Raw genomic sequence first — 18,307 nt, forward strand, 5'->3', positions numbered from 1 at the left:
AGGGCGGCACATGCGAGAAGGCCCCGCCGGCCGGCGTATCGATGATCTCGACCACAAGTTGATGGGCCTGATCTCGGCGGCGCTAAGTACGGACCGCGTCGTTGAGCCGGAGGCGACCCTGAGTGGCATCGGCTTGGACTCACTGGCCGCCGCTCGGCTGTGGTTGGAGGTGCAGGACGAGTGCGGGATCGACTTCCCGTTCAGCTGGTTGAGTGGCAACTTCACCGTGCGGGAGCTGTGCGCCAGGCTGCGGGCCGCGGCTGTCGACGATCCAGTGGACACCGCCAAGCCGCCCGTGCCGACCGCCGTCGTGCCCGACGCGCCCATCCCGCTGACGTCGATCCAACAGTCCTACGTCACCGCGACGGTGCCCGAGCTGACACCGGACCCCGTGGGCTGCCACCAGTACCTCGAGTTCACCGTCGACACCATCGACGTCGAGCGGCTGCAGGCGGCATGGTTACGGCTCATTGAGCATCACGAGATGCTGCGTGCGGTGGTGGACCCGGATGGGAACCAGCGCATTCTGGCCGACACGCCGCACTGGACCATGCCCGTACACCACTTGAATGCCGTGCCACCTGGTGCGTTCACCGCGCATCGCGAGCGGATCTCCGCCTGGAACCGCGATCCCCAGCAGTGGCCGCCGTTCACCATCGAGGTGAGCCTGCTCCCGGACGCGAGCGGCGTGGTGCACGTCGACATCGACGGGCTCGTCGCCGACGGCCACTCCACCGCTCTGCTACTTGCGCAGTGGGAGCAGCTCTACCAGGACCCGCAGGTGCCCCTTCCCGATCCGGGCCTCGCGGCCCGCGCGGGATTGCTGGCCATGACCTCCGGGGTCAGCGATGAGAAGCGATCGCGTGATCTGCGGTACTGGGTCGAACGCTTGGGTGAGGCGCCGAACGGTCCCAGCCTCCGGCACCCGGACGGCCCTCAGATGATGACCGGGGCGCGCGCGGCGTTGGACGACACGGTCGCAGCAGAGGACTGGAGCGCGGTGCGCGCCTACGCCGCCACCCGTGACGTCTCTCCGTCCTCCCTTGTCCTGGCGGTCTTCGCCGACACGCTGGCGCGGGGCGGCGCCGGTGGGGCGATCTCGATCGTGACGACCACCAGTGCCAGGGCCTGGTTGCCCCGCTCGGCTGAGCACGTCGTGGGACCGTTCACCTCCTCCGCGGTCATCGTTGCCGACGCGGATCCGTCGCGTCCGTTGGGCGAGCTCGCCGCCGATCTGCACCAGCAGGTGTGGGCAGCGCTGGAACACTCCGCGGTCTCCGGCGTCGACGTGCTGCGTGAACTGCGTCGGGGTGGGCAGACCGGGCCGGACGAGTTGGCGGTGGTGTTCACCAGCCTGCTGGGCCTCGGACCCACAGGTGGCTTCGACGCCGGCTTCAACGCTGACATCGCCCACGCCGTGTCTCGCACTTCCGGCATCGTTCTGGACAACCAGATCTGGGAGGAAGGCGGCGCCCTCCGCATCCGGTGGGACCACCTGCCCGATCGTCTGTCCGCCGACAGTGCGTCAACGCTGATGGCCCAGTTCACCAACGGGATCAGGGCGCTCGCGGTGGCCGGTGCCGTCGCGCGCAGTCGGCCGGCCAACGCGCTGCAACTGTCGTACCTCGTTGATCGGGCCGCTCCGCACGACGCGTGGGACGGCTGCCAGATCTACAAGACCGTCGAACTGGACGACGTACCTGACCAGGATCGGCTGGAGTCGGCACTGCGCGCCCTCATCGGCGCCAGCGACGCAGCCCGTTCCTGGCTCGACCACGACGGGCAGCTTCACACCAGCTCCCGCGCGCCGGCGAGCTGGCGAATCCCGGTGATCGACCTCGATGGTGTCGACGACCCCGAAGCCCTGCTAGGAGGGATGCGCGCAGACCTGCTGGGCAGGGCGTTCACGCTGGGCCGCTGGCCGCACTTCGACGTCCGCCTCACCCACCGAACCGGTCGCTCGACCCTGCACTGCGCGTTCGACATCGCCGTCTTCGACGCGCCGACCGTGCACTTCCTGGTGCGTGATCTGGTGCGCAGATACGCGGGGACAGCAAACCCCGAGGAGCGGCCAACGGCCCCGAGCGGCGATCGGATGGACGAGGCTACGGCGCGCGAGCACTGGCGCAGCCGTGCGGAAGCCGTGGCCGGGGGAGTGGTACTGCCCGCCGGCTCGCCCGGGGTGACCCGTCCCGACCAGCCGCGCGTACGCCTCGCTGCCCACGTCGACGGCTGGCGTGCCTTCGCCGCGGAGGCGGCTCGCCGTCACCTCACCCCGGACGCGCTGCTGATGAGCGTGTTCACCCAGGTCCTGGCGACCGAGCTCGGTGTATCCGACTTCGCCGTTCCTGTCGTGCGGTGGGTGCCCGGCACCCGGGACCCCGGCGACGCGACAGCTCTGAGCTGGCTGCCGGCCTGCCCGCCGCAGCAGCCGCCTGCCGAGGCCGCGGCACTGGTCACCGCCGAGTTGGCCATCGACGCCCGAGCCGACGCCGCATCCGGGCTCGACGCGCTCAGACGGCGGGTACTACGGGGCCAGGTGGCCGGCTTCCCGGTGGTCTACAGCAGCGTCGTGGACCTCACGGCGTGGAGGACCCCGCCGGGGATGCGGGACGGGGCCTGGTTCAGCTGCACCCCCGGCGTGGCGCTGGACAGCGTGTCGACCGTCGACGACGACACGGTCCTCCTGGCGTGGGACGCACGCGCCGAGGCGTTCCCCGCTGGCTGGCTGGACGCGGTATTCGCCCGCTTCACCAAGGCGGTCCGCGCCATGATGACCGACCTGAACTGCCCGCCGGTCGCAGGTACGGACCCCGCACCACTGAGCCTGCGCGACTACCGCACCATCGTGTACGGGTGGAACGACACGACCCGCGACTTCCCGACGCGACGGCTCGTCCATGAGCCCTTCGAACGCGCCGCCGCCCGCCACCCGCAGGCCGTCGCGGTACGCACCGCCGTCGCCACCACCACCTACCGTGACCTGAACGCGCAGGCCAACCGGGTGGCGCGCCACCTCCAGGAACTGGCCATCACCCCCGGCACGGTGATCGGCGTGCGGATGCCACGCGGTGCATCCATGATCGCGGCGGTGCTCGGCATCGTCAAAGCCGGCGGCACCTACCTGCCGGTCGAGCCGTCGCTGCCGGCCGGCCGCGCCGCCGCGATGCTGGGCGGCGCCGGTGCGTGGCTCGTGATGTCCACCGCCGAGGCACCTGACTGGCAGACTCCCGACGGCATCACGGTCCTGGGTATCGACGACGTCATCGCCGCCAAGGGTGATCCCGGCAACCCTCGCGCCGCCGTCACCGCCGACGCCCTCGCCTACATCATCTTCACTTCCGGCAGCACCGGCACGCCCAAGGGCGTCGCCGTCGCCCACCGCGCCGTGTCCAATCTGCTCGCCTGGTGCGAACGGGTGTACCCCCTGCGGGTCGGTGACGTCGGCCTCGCGGTGACCTCGCTCGGCTTCGACCTGTCCGTCTACGACATGTTCGGCGTTCTGGGCACCGGTGCCGCTCTCTACGTCGCCGACGAGACCGAGCAACACGATCCCGCACTGCTGCTCGCCGTGCTACGCCACGAAAAGGTGACGTTCTGGAACTCCGCCCCGACGACGCTGGCCCAAGTGGCCGCGGAGATACCCGCGGAGATACCGCCCGAAGGTTTCGGCGCCTTGCGGCTGGTGTTCCTCAGCGGTGACTACACGCCCCTGCCTCTGCCGGACGCACTACGCGCCGCGTTCCCCGAGGTGCGGATCGTGAGTCTGGGAGGTGCCACCGAAGCCACAGTCTGGTCCAACCACTTCGAGGTCGGTGCGGTCGATGCGCAGTGGCGCAGCATCCCCTACGGACGCCCGATCGACAATAGTCGCTACTACGTGCTCGACGAGGAGCTGCGTCCCTGCCCTCCCGACACCGAAGGCGACCTCTACATCGCCGGAGAATGCCTGGCCCAGGGCTACCACAACGCTACCGACCTCACCGCCGCCCGCTTCATCCCTGACCCGTTCGCCACCGAGCCCGGGCAGCGCATGTACCGCACCGGCGATCGTGCCGCCTACTTCCCCGACGGCACTCTCACCTTCCTGGGCCGCCGCGACAACCAGGTCAAGATCCGGGGATTCCGCGTGGAGCTCGGCGAGATTGAGCACCGGTTACGTCAGCACCCCGCCGTGCGCGACGCGGTGGTCCTCGCGCAAGGCGACGGTGGCGACCGCAAGGTGGTCGCCTACGTCATCGCCGAGCCGGGCCCGCAACCAGCCATCCGTGAACTCAGGGAACACGCGGCGGCGACCCTTCCCGGTTACATGGTGCCGAACTTCGTCGCCTTCGTTCCCGCCTTCCCGGCCACCGCCAACGGCAAGCTCGACCGTGCCGCGTTGCCGTGGCCCCTGCCCCCCGAAGGCGTCGCACCCCGGGCGGCGACGGACGCCCTGGACGTGTCCAGCCTGTCTGCAGAGGTGGCCGATCTGTTCGCCGGGCTGCTCGGCGTCAACGCCGTCGACGCGCACGGCGACATCTGGGACCAGGGCGCCACCTCGTTCACCCTGGTCCAGGTGTCCGGCGCGCTGCAGCAGAAGTACCAGTACCGGGTTCCGATCTCCGTGGTGCTCGCCGAGCCGACGGTCGCCGGCATCGCCCGCCATCTCGCTGCCGTGCTGGGAGGAGCACCCCCACGGACACCATCGGACGACAAGCCTTCGGCATCCGCGCCGGCCGGGACCATCGCCGCAGCTCGGCCGCCGGGCATCCCCGGCCCGACGCCGGTGCCGCCAACCACTGCACCCGCCGCGACCGCCACGGCCACCGCCTCCGACGACACTCCGCCGCAAGTCACAGACGGCCTTCCAGAGGACGTCGACTTCTTCTCAGTCGAGGACCGTGCACGCTTCAAGTCCGGGCACTGGAATCTGCGTCCGCCGGTGCCGCCGGAACACCTCATCGCCCTGCCCTCCGCGGCCCCACCCGACGATCTGTACCGCCGACGCGCCTCGCGCAAGAGTTTCGTCGCCGCCCCGCTACCGCTGTCGACCCTCGGCCGGCTCCTGGGTCTGCTGCGGGAGTTCCTTGTCGACGGGACACCACGCAGGCTCTATCCGTCGGCCGGCGACACCTACGCCGTGCAGACCTACCTGTATGTCAAACCGAACGGCCTCGACGGCCTCGACGGCGGGGTGTACCACTACCGACCGGACCGCCATGCGCTCGAGCGTGTCAGTGACGGTGCTGGTCTCGACCGAAGGCTGCACTTCTACTACAACCGGCCGGTCTACGACGACGCCGGCTTCGAGCTGTACCTGATCGGCCAGACCCGAGGGATCGCACCGCTGTACCAGCAGGACGCCGATCGGTACCTCGCGGTGGAGGCCGGCCACATCACGCAACTGCTGATGATGGCGCAGGGTGAGCTGGGAGTGTCCCTGTGCCCGGTCGGTGCCCTGGCCTTTGATCGGCTACGCCCTGCGCTCGGCGCCGACGACGGCCACCGTTTCCTGCTCAGTCTGCTCGCGGGCCGCGGACCGGACCCGCTGGCGAGCGCGCTGATCGCCCCGGACCCGGCCACGGCGGACATCGCCATCGTCGGCATGTCCGGGCGCTATCCCGACGCCGAGGACGTCGACGAGCTGTGGCAGGCGCTGCTGGCCGGCCGCACGCCGCTCGGACCCCCGCCCGCCCAACGCCCGGCAGTCGGCCGGAACGCCGTCACCGGTGGCTACCTCGACGACGTCGACGCCTTCGACAGCCTGCTGTTCCACATCTCACCCAGCGAGGCCGCCACACTCGATCCGCAGCTGCGGCTGCTGCTGACGTCGGTGTGGGAATGCCTGGAAAACGCCGGGCACACCGCCTCGTCCCTGCGGCGCACCTCCGACCGGGTGGGGGTGTTCGTCGCCGCGATGTGGCACGACTACGAACTCGTGGGCGCGGAGGCCTCACGCGGCGGCGCGCCCGCCGTAGCCGCGTCCACCGCCTCGGACATCGCCAACCGCATCTCGCACTACTTCGGTTTCCGCGGGCCCAGCCTCGCCGTGGACACCTCGTGCTCGTCCACCCTCACCGCCGTGCACCTGGCGGTGGAGAGCATGCGCCGCGGCGACTGCGACGCTGCCGTGGTCTGCGCGGTGAACCTGATGCTGCATCCGCACCATGCCGACCTGCTGCGCTCCTGGGGGCTCATCTCAGCCGACGGCGTCGCATCGCGCGCCTTTGACCCGGACTCCACCGGCTGGTCGCCGGGCGAGGGCTACGGCGCCCTCCTGCTACGTCCCTGGCCGGCAGGCGCCGCCGACGGCGACAGCGCCCACGCGCTGATCGCCGCCACGTGGATCGCGCACGCTGGCGACACCGGTGGGCGTTTCGGATTGCCATCGGTCCCCGAGCTGACCGACTCCATCCGCGCCGTGCTGCGCCGCGCGGACGCCTCACCGCAAGAGATCGGATACGTCGAGTGCGCGGCCTCGGGGGCGTCAGTGGCCGACAGCGCCGAGCTGGAAGCGCTTGTCGGTGTGTTCCACGACAACCCCGCGCCCGTTCCGATCGGCACCGTCAAACACAACATCGGTCACCTCGAGGCAGCCGCCGGCATGTCCCAGCTGACCAAGGTCGTCCTTCAGCTGCGCCACGGTCGGATCGCCCCCACCCCCGTCCCCGAGGGCGGACCGGGCCTGCTGCACTGGCCCGGCGCCCCGATCCGGGTCGTCACCACGCCCGAACCGTGGACCGGGCCTGAGCTGGCTTTGGTCAACGCCGTCGGCGCTGGCGGGTCATCCGCCCACGTCCTGCTCAAGGCGGCACCATCGAGGACCCAGGAGGCGCACACCGGCCCCGCCGCGCTGCTCGTGCCGCTGTCCGCTGCCACCGCCGAGGCTCTCACCACCGCCGCCCGCCGGTTGCACCGGCACCTCGCCCGGGAGCGACCCGACCTGGTCGATGTGGCGTTCACGCTGCAGACCGGCCGGACGGCGATGACCCACCGGCTGCTGCTGTCCTGCCGCGACACCGCAGACCTCATCTGCGCCCTCGACGCGTTCCTCGCAGGCGGCGCCGACCGGCGGGTACGGACATCCACCGCCGCCCCCGGCCCACGGCCCATCGTCCAGCCCGGCGAAGCGGATGAGACGTCCGCGAGCTGGCTCGCTGGCGCCGACGTGGACTGGCGCACGTTGTGGCCCGCACTGGCGCGGCGGATCGCCCTGCCGACGTACCCGTTCCACGCGCAGCGGCACTGGATCGCCACCACTGACGGCATCGACAACACCACCGTCGCCGTCGCGACAACCGAGGGGCCGAGCGCCGCGGTTGGGTCCCGCGGCGTCCTGTCCCACCTCGTGGCCCGATTTTCCGAGGTCTCCGGCATCGGGGCCGACCAGGTGGACCCACACACCCCGCTGGAGCATCTCGGACTCAACTCCGCAATGGTCGTGCAACTGGCCGCGAGGCTTGCCGATGACATCGGCGACGTGCCACCGCACCTGTTCTTCGAACACCGCACCCTGGCTGAACTCGCCGACCGCATCGAGTCCGGTCGGTCGGCCGGACGGCCGTCAGCGTCCCCGTCCGTTCCCGGCGCCGGCACCGGCACCGGCACGGACATCGCGATCATCGGCATCGCCGGCCGCTACCCGGGTGCCGATGACCTGGACGCCCTGTGGCAGCTTCTGATCAATCGTCACGACGCCATCACCGACATGCCCGCGCACCGCGCCCGGCCCACCTGGCCGCGGGACCTGATGAAGGGCGCTTTCCTCGATCAGGTCGATCGCTTCGATCCGCTGCTGTTCGGCATCGCACCACGGGACGCCGACCTCATGGATCCTCAGGAGCGGCTGTTCCTCGAGGTGGTATGGGAAACCCTCGACGACGCCGGATACCCCAGACACCGCCTCCGCCAGGCCCATCACGGGCAGGTCGGCGTCTTCGCCGCCACCATGTACAGCGAGTACACCTTCTTCGGCGTCGAGCAGTCCCTCACCGGCCCGCCCGTGAGCACCGACTCGTCCGTCGCCGGGATCGCCAACCGCGTCTCCTACGCTCTGGACCTCCGCGGCCCCAGCTTGACCGTCGACACCATGTGCTCCTCGTCGCTGACCGCACTGCACCTCGCGGTGTCCGCACTGCGCGCCGGCGAGTGCGCCCTCGCCCTGGCCGGCGGCGTGAACCTCTCCCTGCACCCGAACAAGTTCATCGAACAGAAGCGGCTGAACATGCCGTCCCACGACAATCGCTGCCGCGCCTTCGGCGAGGGCGGCGATGGGTTCGCCCCGGGCGAAGGCGTCGGCGCGGTCCTGCTCAAACCCCTCGCCGAAGCGCTGGCCGACGGGGACCGCATCCACGCGGTCATCAAGGGCACCGCCATCAACCACGGGGGACGCACCAACGGGTACACCGTGCCCGACCCCGCCGCGCAGGCCCGTGTGATCGCCGCCGCGCTCGCCCGCGCCGAGGTCGACCCGAAAACCATCGATTACGTGGAGGCGCACGGCACCGGCACCAAGCTCGGCGATCCCGTAGAAATCAGCGGACTGGAACGGGTGTTCGCCGACACGGTCGCCCCGGGCGGCTGTGCCATCGGATCGATCAAGTCCAACATCGGGCACCTCGAGGGCGCCGCCGGTATCGCCGGGCTGACCAAGGTTGTGCTGCAACTGCGTCACCGCACCCTCGCACCGACCCTGCACGTCGAGCGACCCCATCCCGGCATCGACTGGGAGCACTCGCCGTTCCATCTGCAACGCGATCTCACGCCGTGGCCGGCCCCGGCCGGCCATCCCCGGCGCGCCTGCGTCAGTTCGTTCGGCGCCGGCGGCTCGAACGCGCATGTCGTTCTCGAAGAGCCGCCGCCGGCATCCCCGGCGAGTCCCAACCTCGGCCCCCAACTGATCGTCCTGTCGGCTCGGGACACGCGCCAGCTACGCCAGGCCGCCACCAGACTCGCCGACGTGCTCGCCGACGAGGCGACGGAACACACCTCGGCGTTACTGGCTGAATTGTCCCGGCTGGCCGAGGGCGACCTCCCCGACGTGCTGGCCGGCAACGGAACCGCGACAGCCGTGCGTCGGCTCTCCTCCTACCTGCTGGACCGGCACCGCGGAGGCCGCGACGGCCCCACCCTCGCCGACATCGCCTACACCCTGCAGATCGGCCGTGAACCGCTGCCCGAACGTTTCGCCGTGGTCGTGACCGACCGCAACGAGCTCGTCCACCTTCTGCGCGGCTTCGCTGCAGGGGACACTGCCCACAGCGTGCACGGGCGCGCCGAGCGCCCCTCCGGTCCCGCCGCGCCGATGCCCAAGCGTCGGGACAGGCAGTCGCTGGCGGAGCTTGCCGGCCGGTGGGTTCGGGGGGAGTCCGTCGATTGGACCGCTCTTCACCCGAGCGGGTCGGCCAGGACCACCTCGCTGCCCTCCTACCCGTTCGCCCACCACCGGCACTGGCTCACCCCGACCGGCCCGGATCCTCAAACGCCGGTCCTGCCCCTGTACCGCACCGAGTGGCATCCGGCGGATCAGCCGAGCGCTTCCCCCGCGTACGGCACGCTGCTCTGCCTGCACGCCGGTGGCCCGCTACCGCTGCTGCAGGCACTGCCGGGCGCCTTCGGCGCCCACGTCCAGGTGGTCATGGTCGATGTCGCCACTGACACCAGGTTCGCCGATCCGGCCCGCGCCGCCGAGTTCACCCGGCAGCTGCTTCGGTCGTACCCGGACCTGCGCGGCACCCTCGACCTCACCGACATCACCGATGTCGAGGCCGTCGGTCCACGAGCGGTTGCCACCCGCCTGGCCCACCTGCGGGAGCTGGCGGCAGCCCGCCGTCCGCTGCGGATGCTGCACGCGGTGTCCGGGCTGCACGCTCTGCCCGGTCCGGCCCCGCGGCTGTCCGGCGCGCTGCTGTCCGGATTCGTCTGGGCCGTGTCGGCGGAGTCCCGCACACTGTCGGCCACCGTGGTCGACGTCGAGACACGCTCGACAGCGGCGCTCGCCGCGCTCGTTGCCGAGTGGACGAGCACCGACGGACGTGCCGAGGTGTGCTACCGCTCCGGTCGTCGGTTCGCACCCGCCCTCGCGCTGACCGACCTGCCCGACGGCACACCCGAGCTGGACGGCGACCGCAGCTATCTCATCAGCGGGGGAACGGGCGGCATCGGTGCCGTCGTCGCCCGGCACCTCGTCACCCGAGGTGCCCGCGCGATCGCCCTCCTGGGACAGCGCCCCATGCCGCCGCGCGAGGACTGGGACGACGCGGACCTCGACGCGCACCAGGCAACCGTCGCCCACCAGGTGCGTGAGCTGGAGCAGCTCGGCGCCCGCGTCGCGCTGCACTGCGGACCCCTGGACGACAGGCAGCCGGTCGCGGAGTTTCTCGACCGTGTCCGCGCCGATCTCGGCCCGATCGGCGGCGTCATTCACTGCGCGGGCCGCATGGCCCGCACCGGCTCCTTCACGGGGAAGTCGGCTGACGAGATCGACGCCGTGCTCGCTCCGAAGGTCGAGGGTGTCGACGTGCTCACCGCTTTGTGCGCGCCGGACGAGCCTGCGTTCATGGTGTCGTTCTCCTCGCTGGCGGGCGTGTCACCGACCCTCGCCGCCGGCGTGACCGAGTACGCCGCCGCGAACAGGTATCTCGATCGCCACGCCTCGCACCTGACCCGCCAGGGCAGGGCCGGGGTCTGTGCGATCGCATGGCCCAGCTGGGGTGACGTCGGCATGAGCGGTGGAACGGACAACATCCCGCCGCCACTGTCCGTGCAGGACGGGCTGCGGATCCTCGATGCCGTTCTCGTGGGGCCTGCGCCTGCCAACGTCGTGGTCGTGCCCGGCGGGAACATCTCCGCGATCCTGGCCGCACCGCCTCTGTCCACCACCGCACCACAACCAGATGCCGGCCGCGCCGCCGCTGCACAGCTCAACGCGCCGGCCCCGCCGGTGCCCGACTGGCTCGTGGACGTCTTCACCACGACCGTGGGCATCAGCCGCGACGATCTGGACGTGCAGACGCCCTTCGGTGACCTGGGCGTCGACTCGCTGCTCATCGCTGACCTCGTCACCGCCGTGGAGGTCAAGCTCGGCGCCCCGGTGGCCCCGTCGGCGTTCCTGGACCACCCGAGCCTGGCCGCACTCGCCGCCCACCTTCGCGATGTCCATCCCGCGCCGCCGGTGAGCGCCCCACCGCCGACGACCTCCACCGCCGTTGGTGCCTCACCGCGGATTGACGCCCAGCACGCGCCGGGACTCAGCGGTGTGCACAGGCAGCTTGCCGCCGAGGAGACGATCGCGGTCATCGGCATGTCCTGCCGCTTTCCCGGTGCCGCCGACATCCGGGCCTTCTGGGATCTGCTCACCACGGGCACCTGCGCCGTGACCGAGGTGCCCGCCGCACGGTGGGACACCGATGCGCTGTACCGGTCCAGCACCGAACCCGGCCGGTCGGTCAGCAAGTGGGGTGGCTATCTCGACGGCATCGAGCTGTTCGACCCCGACTACTTCTCGATGACCGACGAGGAAGCCATCACCCTCGACCCCGGCATCCGGCTCATGCTCGAGGGCGTGGCGACCTGTCTCGCCGACGCCGGCTACCGCGACGAGCTCAACGGTGAGGACGTGGGTGTGTTCGTCGGCGCCCGGTTGTCGGACTACCGGCGGCGGGTGGGGCGACGAACCGGGACCGCGGCCTTCGGCGGCGACCAGAACTTCCTCGCCGCGCGCATCGCGCATCAGTGGAACCTGACCGGGCCGAACCTTGTCGTGGACAGTGCCTGCTCGTCGGCTCTGGTCGCGGTGCAGTTGGCCATGCGCAGCATCCTTGCGGGGGAGTCCTCCGCCGCGCTGGTCGGCGCCGTGGACGTGCTGCTCGACGCCCAGGTGCACCTGGACTTCAGCGCGGCCGGGGCGTTGTCACCGTCGGGCCGCTGTCGCACCTTCGACCGATCCGCCGACGGGTTCGTACCCGGCGAGGGGTGTGCTGTCCTGCTGCTCAAACGCCTGGACAAGGCGATCGCCGACGGCGACCGTATTCGCGCGACCATCGACGCCGCCGCGGTCGGCAACGACGGACGCACCGTCGGGTTGACCACACCCAACCCGGTGGCCCAGGCCGCCGTCATCCGGCGTGCGCTGCGCGACGCCCGGGTACGCCCCGACCAGGTCGGCATGATCGAGGCGCACGGCACCGCCACCATGATCGGCGACCCCATCGAACTGCAGGCGCTGACAAACGTGTTCCGGGAGTCGACGCAGCGGACCGGCTACTGCCAGATCGGCTCGGTCAAGTCCAACCTCGGACATCTGCTGAGCGCCGCCGGGATCGCAGGGCTGACCAAGGCCGTGCTCGCCGTCGAGCACGGCGCCATCCCTGCCTCCCTGTTCTGCGACGAACCCAACCCCCGGTTCCACTTCGCCGCCTCCCCGTTCGTCCCCGCAACCGGCCTCACCGCGTGGACATCCGAGCCGGAAGCCCGCATCGCCGGCGTCAGTGCGTTCGGCCTCGGCGGCACCAACGCCCACGTGATCGTCCGCGGTACGCCGGCAGCCGCACCCTCCCGCACACCCCTTGCGCCGCCGGTGTTCCGACGTCGGCGCCTGTGGCTGGACCCACCGGTCACCGACGGACCGACGGCATTCGACCCGAGCCCGGCAACCCTGCCCGCGGCAGGTCTCCCGCCCGCGGCGGATCCCGGCGCGGCACCGGCGACCGGCCTCGTCGCCTCGCTGCTGAGCCTGGGATACGACGACACCACCCCCACTGAGGAGCAGTCATGAGCCAGCCCGCCACCAGTTCCACCCCTGCTGCGTCGGACCCCCTGCTGGAGGTCATCGCAGAGGCTGTGCACGCCGTGGTTCCCGAGGTGGATCCGGCCGACGTCACCGCCGACAGGACACTGGCCGAACTGGGCTGCAACAGCGTGGACCGCGCCGAGGTGATGGTCGCGGTGATGGGCGAGCTCGGCATCACCATCCACCCGTCCGAGTTCTCCCGCGACCTGAGCATCCGGTCCCTGATCGCCCTGCTCCGGAAGTACGAGTGACCCCCGGCGCCGCCATTACCGCGATGGCGGCGATCAGCGCCTTCGGCCCCGACCAGACAGCCTTCGCCGACGGTCTTCGCCGGGGCCGCACCGCGATCGTCGACCAGGGCGGGCAGCCCGGGCCCCGCTACCGCGCCCGCCTCGCGTGGCAGGACCTGCCCACCACTCTCGACGCGATCACCGCTCTGCCCGACGACCTGCGCCGCGCTGCGTCCCGTATCGCCCGCCGGACGCCTCGAGCGGTTCAGGCCGGCCTGGCGGTGGCCGTACAAGCGTGGGTCTCCGCCGGACTGCACGAGCGCCCCACGGCGCCCGACCGTATCGGCGTCGTGGTCACCGCAGGCGACCTCGACGGTCATTACGCCCAGCAGGTGCACGCCCTGCACACGGCGAATCCGGCGCGGGTGCCACCAACCTTCGTGCTGCACACCGTCTCGACCAGTCAGATTGGGGTCATCAGCCACACCCTGGGCATCACCGGGCCAGGCTTCACCGTCGGCTTGGCCTCCGCCGCCGGCAACGCCGCCGTGATCGCCGCGGCCAGACTGATCGCCACCGATGAGGTCGATGTCTGTCTGGTCGTCGGCGCCCTGGCCGAGCCGTCGCTGCTGGAGTTGACGGCGCTGGCCAATCTCGGCGCTCTGGCCTGGGAGGGCCGCAGCGTTCCGTTCGACACCGCCCGGTGCGGCTTCGTTGTGGGCGAGGCGACCGGCTGCCTCGTGCTGGAGTCGACCCGCAGCGCCCAGCGCCGCGAGGCCCCGATCCTGGCGGTCCTCGCCGGGTACGGACACGTCCTCGACGCCAACAGTCTGCCCAATCCGGCGGTGGCAGGCGAGGTGGCGGCGATGCGGGCGGCGCTGCGCCGGGCCGGCCTGCGGCCTGCTCAGATCGACTACGTCAACACCCACGGGACGGGTTCGCTCGTCGGGGACCACACCGAGGTCGAGGCGCTGCGGCAGGTCTTCGGTGACGTGCCCGGACAGCGGCCTTGGCTCAACTCGACCAAGTCGCTCACCGGGCACTGCATCGGCGCAGCCGGTGTGATCGAAGCGATCGCGACGGTCGAGCAGATGGCCCAAGGGTACGTCCACGCCAACGCAGGTCTGACCGACCCGCTGCCGACCGCAGGGCGATTCACCGGCCCGGCACCGGAGCCCGCGTCGATACGCGCGGCGCTGTCCAACGGCTTTGCCTTCGGCGGTGTGAACACCTGCCTGGCGTTTGTCGCGCATCCGTAGACGTCACGCGCAATCGTGCGCATCGCTCGACCGCCACGCAGCCCTACCGTGGGCACTCCAGATCGCAAGCGAGGAGCCGCGTGACCGCACAGCTGACGGGCCCGCCGGATCCACCCGCCGGGGTGCGGCTGTTCTGCTTCGCCCACGCCGGTGGTGGCGGGGCTGCCTACCGGCCCTGGCGCGACAGGCTGTCCCCGGACGTGGAGGTGTGCCCCGTCGTGCTGCCCGGCCGGGAGTCGCGCTGGCAGCAACGTCCCCACCGGGAGATGACCAGCCTGGTCGAGCAGGTGCTGCAGGAGATCGTTCCCCGGCTTCACCAGCCGTTCGCCCTGTTCGGGCACAGCCTGGGCGCCGCCGTGGCCTACGAGGTGTGCGCACGGCTGTGTGACCGCGGGCTGCCACCGATGCGCCTGTTCGTCTCCGGTCGCCGTCCGCCGCACCTGCCGGCTCGCCAGGGCGCTACCCGGCACCTCACCGACGACGCGTTCGTCGCCTACCTGAATACCCTCAACGGCATCCCGACCGAGGTGCTGGCGCATCCCGGTCTGCTCCGTGCACTGCTGCCGACGATTCGCGCGGACTTCGAGGTCAACGAGACCTACGCGGCGTCGGCGAGGCGACTACCGGTTGCGGTGTCCGCTCTGACCGGCGACAGCGACCCACTGGTCACCCCGGCCGAGATGCTCGCCTGGCGGGACGTGACCGACCGGGGTTTCCGTCTGCGGGTGCTGACCGGGGACCACTTCTACCTGACGGCGGCCGCCGAGCACGTCTGTGCCGCCATCGGCAGGGAACTGTCCGTGCCCACAGTGCCCATCGGATCACGAGCGGAGTGAGCTGTGGTAGCCATAGGTATCGACGCGATCAACGTCTACCCGGGCCGGGCGTCGATGTCGGCGCGCACCCTTTTCGAGGTTCGTGGCCTGGACACCCGGCGCTTCGACAACCTGATGATGGACAGCAAGTCCGTCAACCTGCCCTGCGAGGATCCTGTCACCAACGCGGTCAACGCCGCGAAACCGCTGATCGACGCCCTCGGCGACGACGAACGCGACCGCATCGAAGCGGTCATCGTCGGCACCGAATCGGGCGTCGACTTCGGCAAGCCACTGAGCACCTACGTGCACGACTACCTGGGGCTGTCGCGCCGCTGCCGGTCCTTCGAGGTCAAGCACGCCTGCTACGGCGGAACGGCCGCTGTGCAGACCGCGGCCGGTCTCATCGCCAACACTCCGATCGCCGGGATGAAGGCACTGGTCATCGCCACCGACGCTGCCGCGAAGATCGACAAGAACACGTACTGGGAACCGTCCCAGGGCGCCGGTGCCGTCGCCATGATCCTCGGGGAGGATCCGCGGGTCCTGACGCTCGACAAGGGGGCGAGCGGGTACCACAGCTACGAGGTGATGGACACCGCCCGGCCACGCGCCGACCTGGAAGCCGGCGACTCCGACCTGTCGCTGATGTCGTACCTGCACTGCCTGAAGGAGAGCTACGCCATGTACGCCGAGCGCGTGCGTGGCAGCGACTTTCTGACCACCTTCGACCACCTCGCGTTCCACATGCCGTTCGGGGGGATGGTCAAGGGTGCCCACCGGACGCTTCTGCGCAGCTTGTACGGCATGAGGCCCGACGAGGTGGAAACCGACTTCCAGCGCCGCCTCGCGCACTCGCTCCGCTATGGCGCGCAGATCGGCAACGTCTACTCGGCCGCGCTCTACGTCGCGCTGTGCTCTTTGATCGACCACGCGCCGCTCAATGGACCGTCCCGGCTTGGCCTGTTTTCCTACGGGTCCGGATGCGCCTCGGAGTTCTACAGCGGGGTCACCGGTGTCGAGGCCAGCCGGATCGTCGGTGCCATGGGCGTCGCGGCGGCCATCGAATCCCGCCATCCGCTCAGCACCGGGGAGTACGAGCTGATCAGTGAGCTGAGCCTGCAGCGCATGCCCGGCCACCGCCACGTCCGGTTCGACCCGGATCCCTACGACGACGTGTACCGCAAATGCCTGGATGGTCGGGGACTGCTGGTGCTGGACCACGTCACCGACTTCCACCGGGTCTACCGCTGGTCCTGACCCTGGGCCAGCCGCTGCCCGACATGCTCGCGGAAGACCCTCGCAGGAGCCCGAGCGGCACCGGAGATTCGTCGCGCAGCCGACGCGGGGTGCCGGGGGCAATGGCGGTGACCGGATGAGCGGCGCCCACCCGGTCACCGCCGCCCACTCACCAGTCCCAGGTGCCGACCGGCGGCCACGGCGACAGCGGTGAGGCACCGTCCTGCGACAGCACGGTGGAGAACCTCGAACCCTGCTCGATGCGCGCCCGCAGTGCCGATCGGAAACGCTCGTCGGAGGGCAGCCCCGCCTGCACGGCGGCGGCCATCATCACCTCCACGAATCGCGCCCGCTGCTCCTCGGTGATGCGCAGGCCCGCGTGCGCCTGGAACAACCCGGCCACGCCATCGTGATGTGCGGTGTATCCCTGACGTCCACCCATGATCTCCTCGAAGAACGCCGCCAGATGTGCGGTGTGCGCCGGCTTGCCCCGGTAGAACATCTCGCCGAGAAGATCATCGTCGAGAGCCGCCTGATGGAAGCACTCGACGAACTCCTTGATCCGCTTTCTACCGCCGGCGTGTTCGAGCATCGTCCTGCCGTCGACGCGCGTGACGCCCTCGGCCCGCAGTCCCTCGACGCCATCAAAATCCACAAGGCCTCCTGAAACGCTCGGCGTGGTCTGCCTCTGATGGCATCACCGACCAACCCACCAGCCGTGCACACAATTGAGCGGGCGCGGGCCGTCGCAGTCCGCAGACTCGCGGCATGACCGAGATGATCGACGACCAGCAGCATCTCAGTGAATTCCCCGCCACCAGAACCAGTCCGTTCCACCCGCCCCAGGCGTACCTGAAGCTGCAGGCGCAACGTCGGCTGCACCGCGTCCGGCTGCCCAGTGGCCTGCCAGCGGTGTTCGTCACCGGTCATGACGAGGTGCGCCGACTGCTGGACGACGAACGCCTGAGCGCGGACGAGACCGCTCCCGGTTACCCGTTCCTCTACGCCGGAGCGTTCGAATCCCCCCTGAAGGGCACCTTCATGCGCGCCGACGGAGAGGCCCATTACCGGATCCGACGCATGCTCAGCAAGGACTTCACCCTTCGACGGGCCCGGGAACTGCGACCCGAGGTCGAGTCCGTGGTGGGGCAGTGCCTGGACGACATGGCCAGAGCCGGGTCCGCCGACATCGTGCGCGATCTCGCCTTCCCCGTTCCCTCACGCACGATCTGCGGACTGCTCGGTGTGCCGTACGAGGACCGGGAGGTCTTCGAGACCAACACCCGCGCCATGATCGACACCACCAGCACGCAGGAGCAGATGCTCGGCGCGATGGGCGCCATCATGGCCTACCTCACCGAGCTCGTCGCCAAGCGGGAACAGACGCCGAGCGACGACCTGATCAGCCGACTCGTCGTCGAAGAGCTGCAGGCCGGCAACCTGACCCGCGACGAACTGGTCACCATCTCCCTCATCCTGCTGGTCGGCGGGCACGAGACCACCGCCACCATGATCGGCCTGGGGACCTTCGCGCTCATGGAGCACCGCGACCAGCTCGACCTGCTGCTGGCCAATCCCGAGGGTTGGCCGATCGCCGTGGAGGAGATCCTGCGCCACCAGACGATCGTGCAGAACCCCATCCAACGGGCCGCGGTCGCCGACATCCCGGTCGGCGACGATGTCATCCGCGCCGGTGAGGGCGTCGTCTTCGTGCTCGAGGCCGCCAACCGCGACCCCGACGCGTTCCCCGACCCCGACCGCTTCGACGTACGCCGCGCCGCCCGCAACCACGTCGCGTTCAGCTTCGGCGCCCACCAGTGCCTCGGTCACGCGATCGCCCGGATGGAACTCGACGTCGTCTTCCGCATGCTGTTCGAACGTTTTCCGACGCTGCGCCTGTCCGTGCCGGTCTCCGACGTACCCCTGCGCCCCAACACCGTCGGCCTGTTCGGCGTCGACTCGTTGCCGGTGACCTGGTGAGTGCACCCTCGC

Annotated in this window: 7 protein-coding genes; 6 read left to right on the forward strand and 1 reads right to left on the reverse strand. The window is 70.4% G+C overall.

Features of this window, described 5'->3' with window-relative positions; translation table 11 throughout:
• Positions 1–10 precede the first annotated feature (10 nt).
• The 5 genes from ACTWLT_RS14635 to ACTWLT_RS14655 all read left to right on the forward strand — a co-directional run bounded on the left by ACTWLT_RS14635 (position 11) and on the right by ACTWLT_RS14655 (position 16,336).
• On the forward strand, positions 11–12,757 hold the full coding sequence (locus ACTWLT_RS14635) for a non-ribosomal peptide synthetase (protein ID WP_445318850.1): 12,747 nt from the start codon (positions 11–13) through the stop codon (positions 12,755–12,757).
• Positions 12,754–13,023: a phosphopantetheine-binding protein gene (locus ACTWLT_RS14640; protein WP_445318851.1), complete on the forward strand. Its 270-nt coding sequence runs from the start codon at positions 12,754–12,756 to the stop codon at positions 13,021–13,023. The genes ACTWLT_RS14635 and ACTWLT_RS14640 overlap by 4 nt, the downstream gene beginning before the upstream one ends.
• Positions 13,020–14,261 (forward strand): beta-ketoacyl synthase N-terminal-like domain-containing protein, encoded by a 1,242-nt coding sequence (locus ACTWLT_RS14645; RefSeq protein WP_445318852.1) that lies wholly within the window; start codon positions 13,020–13,022, stop codon positions 14,259–14,261. Before ACTWLT_RS14640 ends, ACTWLT_RS14645 begins: the two co-directional genes overlap by 4 nt.
• 80 nt (positions 14,262–14,341) lie before the next feature.
• Positions 14,342–15,097, forward strand: coding sequence for a thioesterase II family protein (locus ACTWLT_RS14650; RefSeq protein ID WP_445318853.1), 756 nt, complete (start codon positions 14,342–14,344; stop codon positions 15,095–15,097).
• Positions 15,098–15,100: 3 nt separating this feature from the next.
• Positions 15,101–16,336 (forward strand): hydroxymethylglutaryl-CoA synthase family protein, encoded by a 1,236-nt coding sequence (locus tag ACTWLT_RS14655; RefSeq protein ID WP_445318854.1) that lies wholly within the window; start codon positions 15,101–15,103, stop codon positions 16,334–16,336.
• Between the two features lie 148 nt (positions 16,337–16,484).
• Here the strand turns inward: ACTWLT_RS14655 and ACTWLT_RS14660 are convergent, their stop codons facing one another.
• Positions 16,485–16,970, reverse strand: a complete 486-nt coding sequence (locus ACTWLT_RS14660) for a globin domain-containing protein (protein ID WP_445318855.1) — start codon at positions 16,968–16,970, stop codon at positions 16,485–16,487.
• A gap of 113 nt (positions 16,971–17,083) precedes the next feature.
• Between ACTWLT_RS14660 and ACTWLT_RS14665 the strand changes: the two genes are divergently transcribed.
• Positions 17,084–18,295: a cytochrome P450 gene (locus ACTWLT_RS14665; RefSeq protein WP_445318856.1), complete on the forward strand. Its 1,212-nt coding sequence runs from the start codon at positions 17,084–17,086 to the stop codon at positions 18,293–18,295.
• Positions 18,296–18,307 lie beyond the last annotated feature (12 nt).

The organism is Micromonospora yongxingensis (assembly GCF_052601155.1).

What these genes read in the sequence shown, in the direction of transcription:
- ACTWLT_RS14665 (WP_445318856.1), top strand. Translation starts at nt 17,084, where the DNA reads ATGACCGAGATGATCGACGACCAGCAGCATCTCAGTGAATTCCCCGCC.
- ACTWLT_RS14640 (WP_445318851.1), top strand. Translation starts at nt 12,754, where the DNA reads ATGAGCCAGCCCGCCACCAGTTCCACCCCTGCTGCGTCGGACCCCCTG.
- ACTWLT_RS14635 (WP_445318850.1), top strand. Translation starts at nt 11, where the DNA reads ATGCGAGAAGGCCCCGCCGGCCGGCGTATCGATGATCTCGACCACAAG.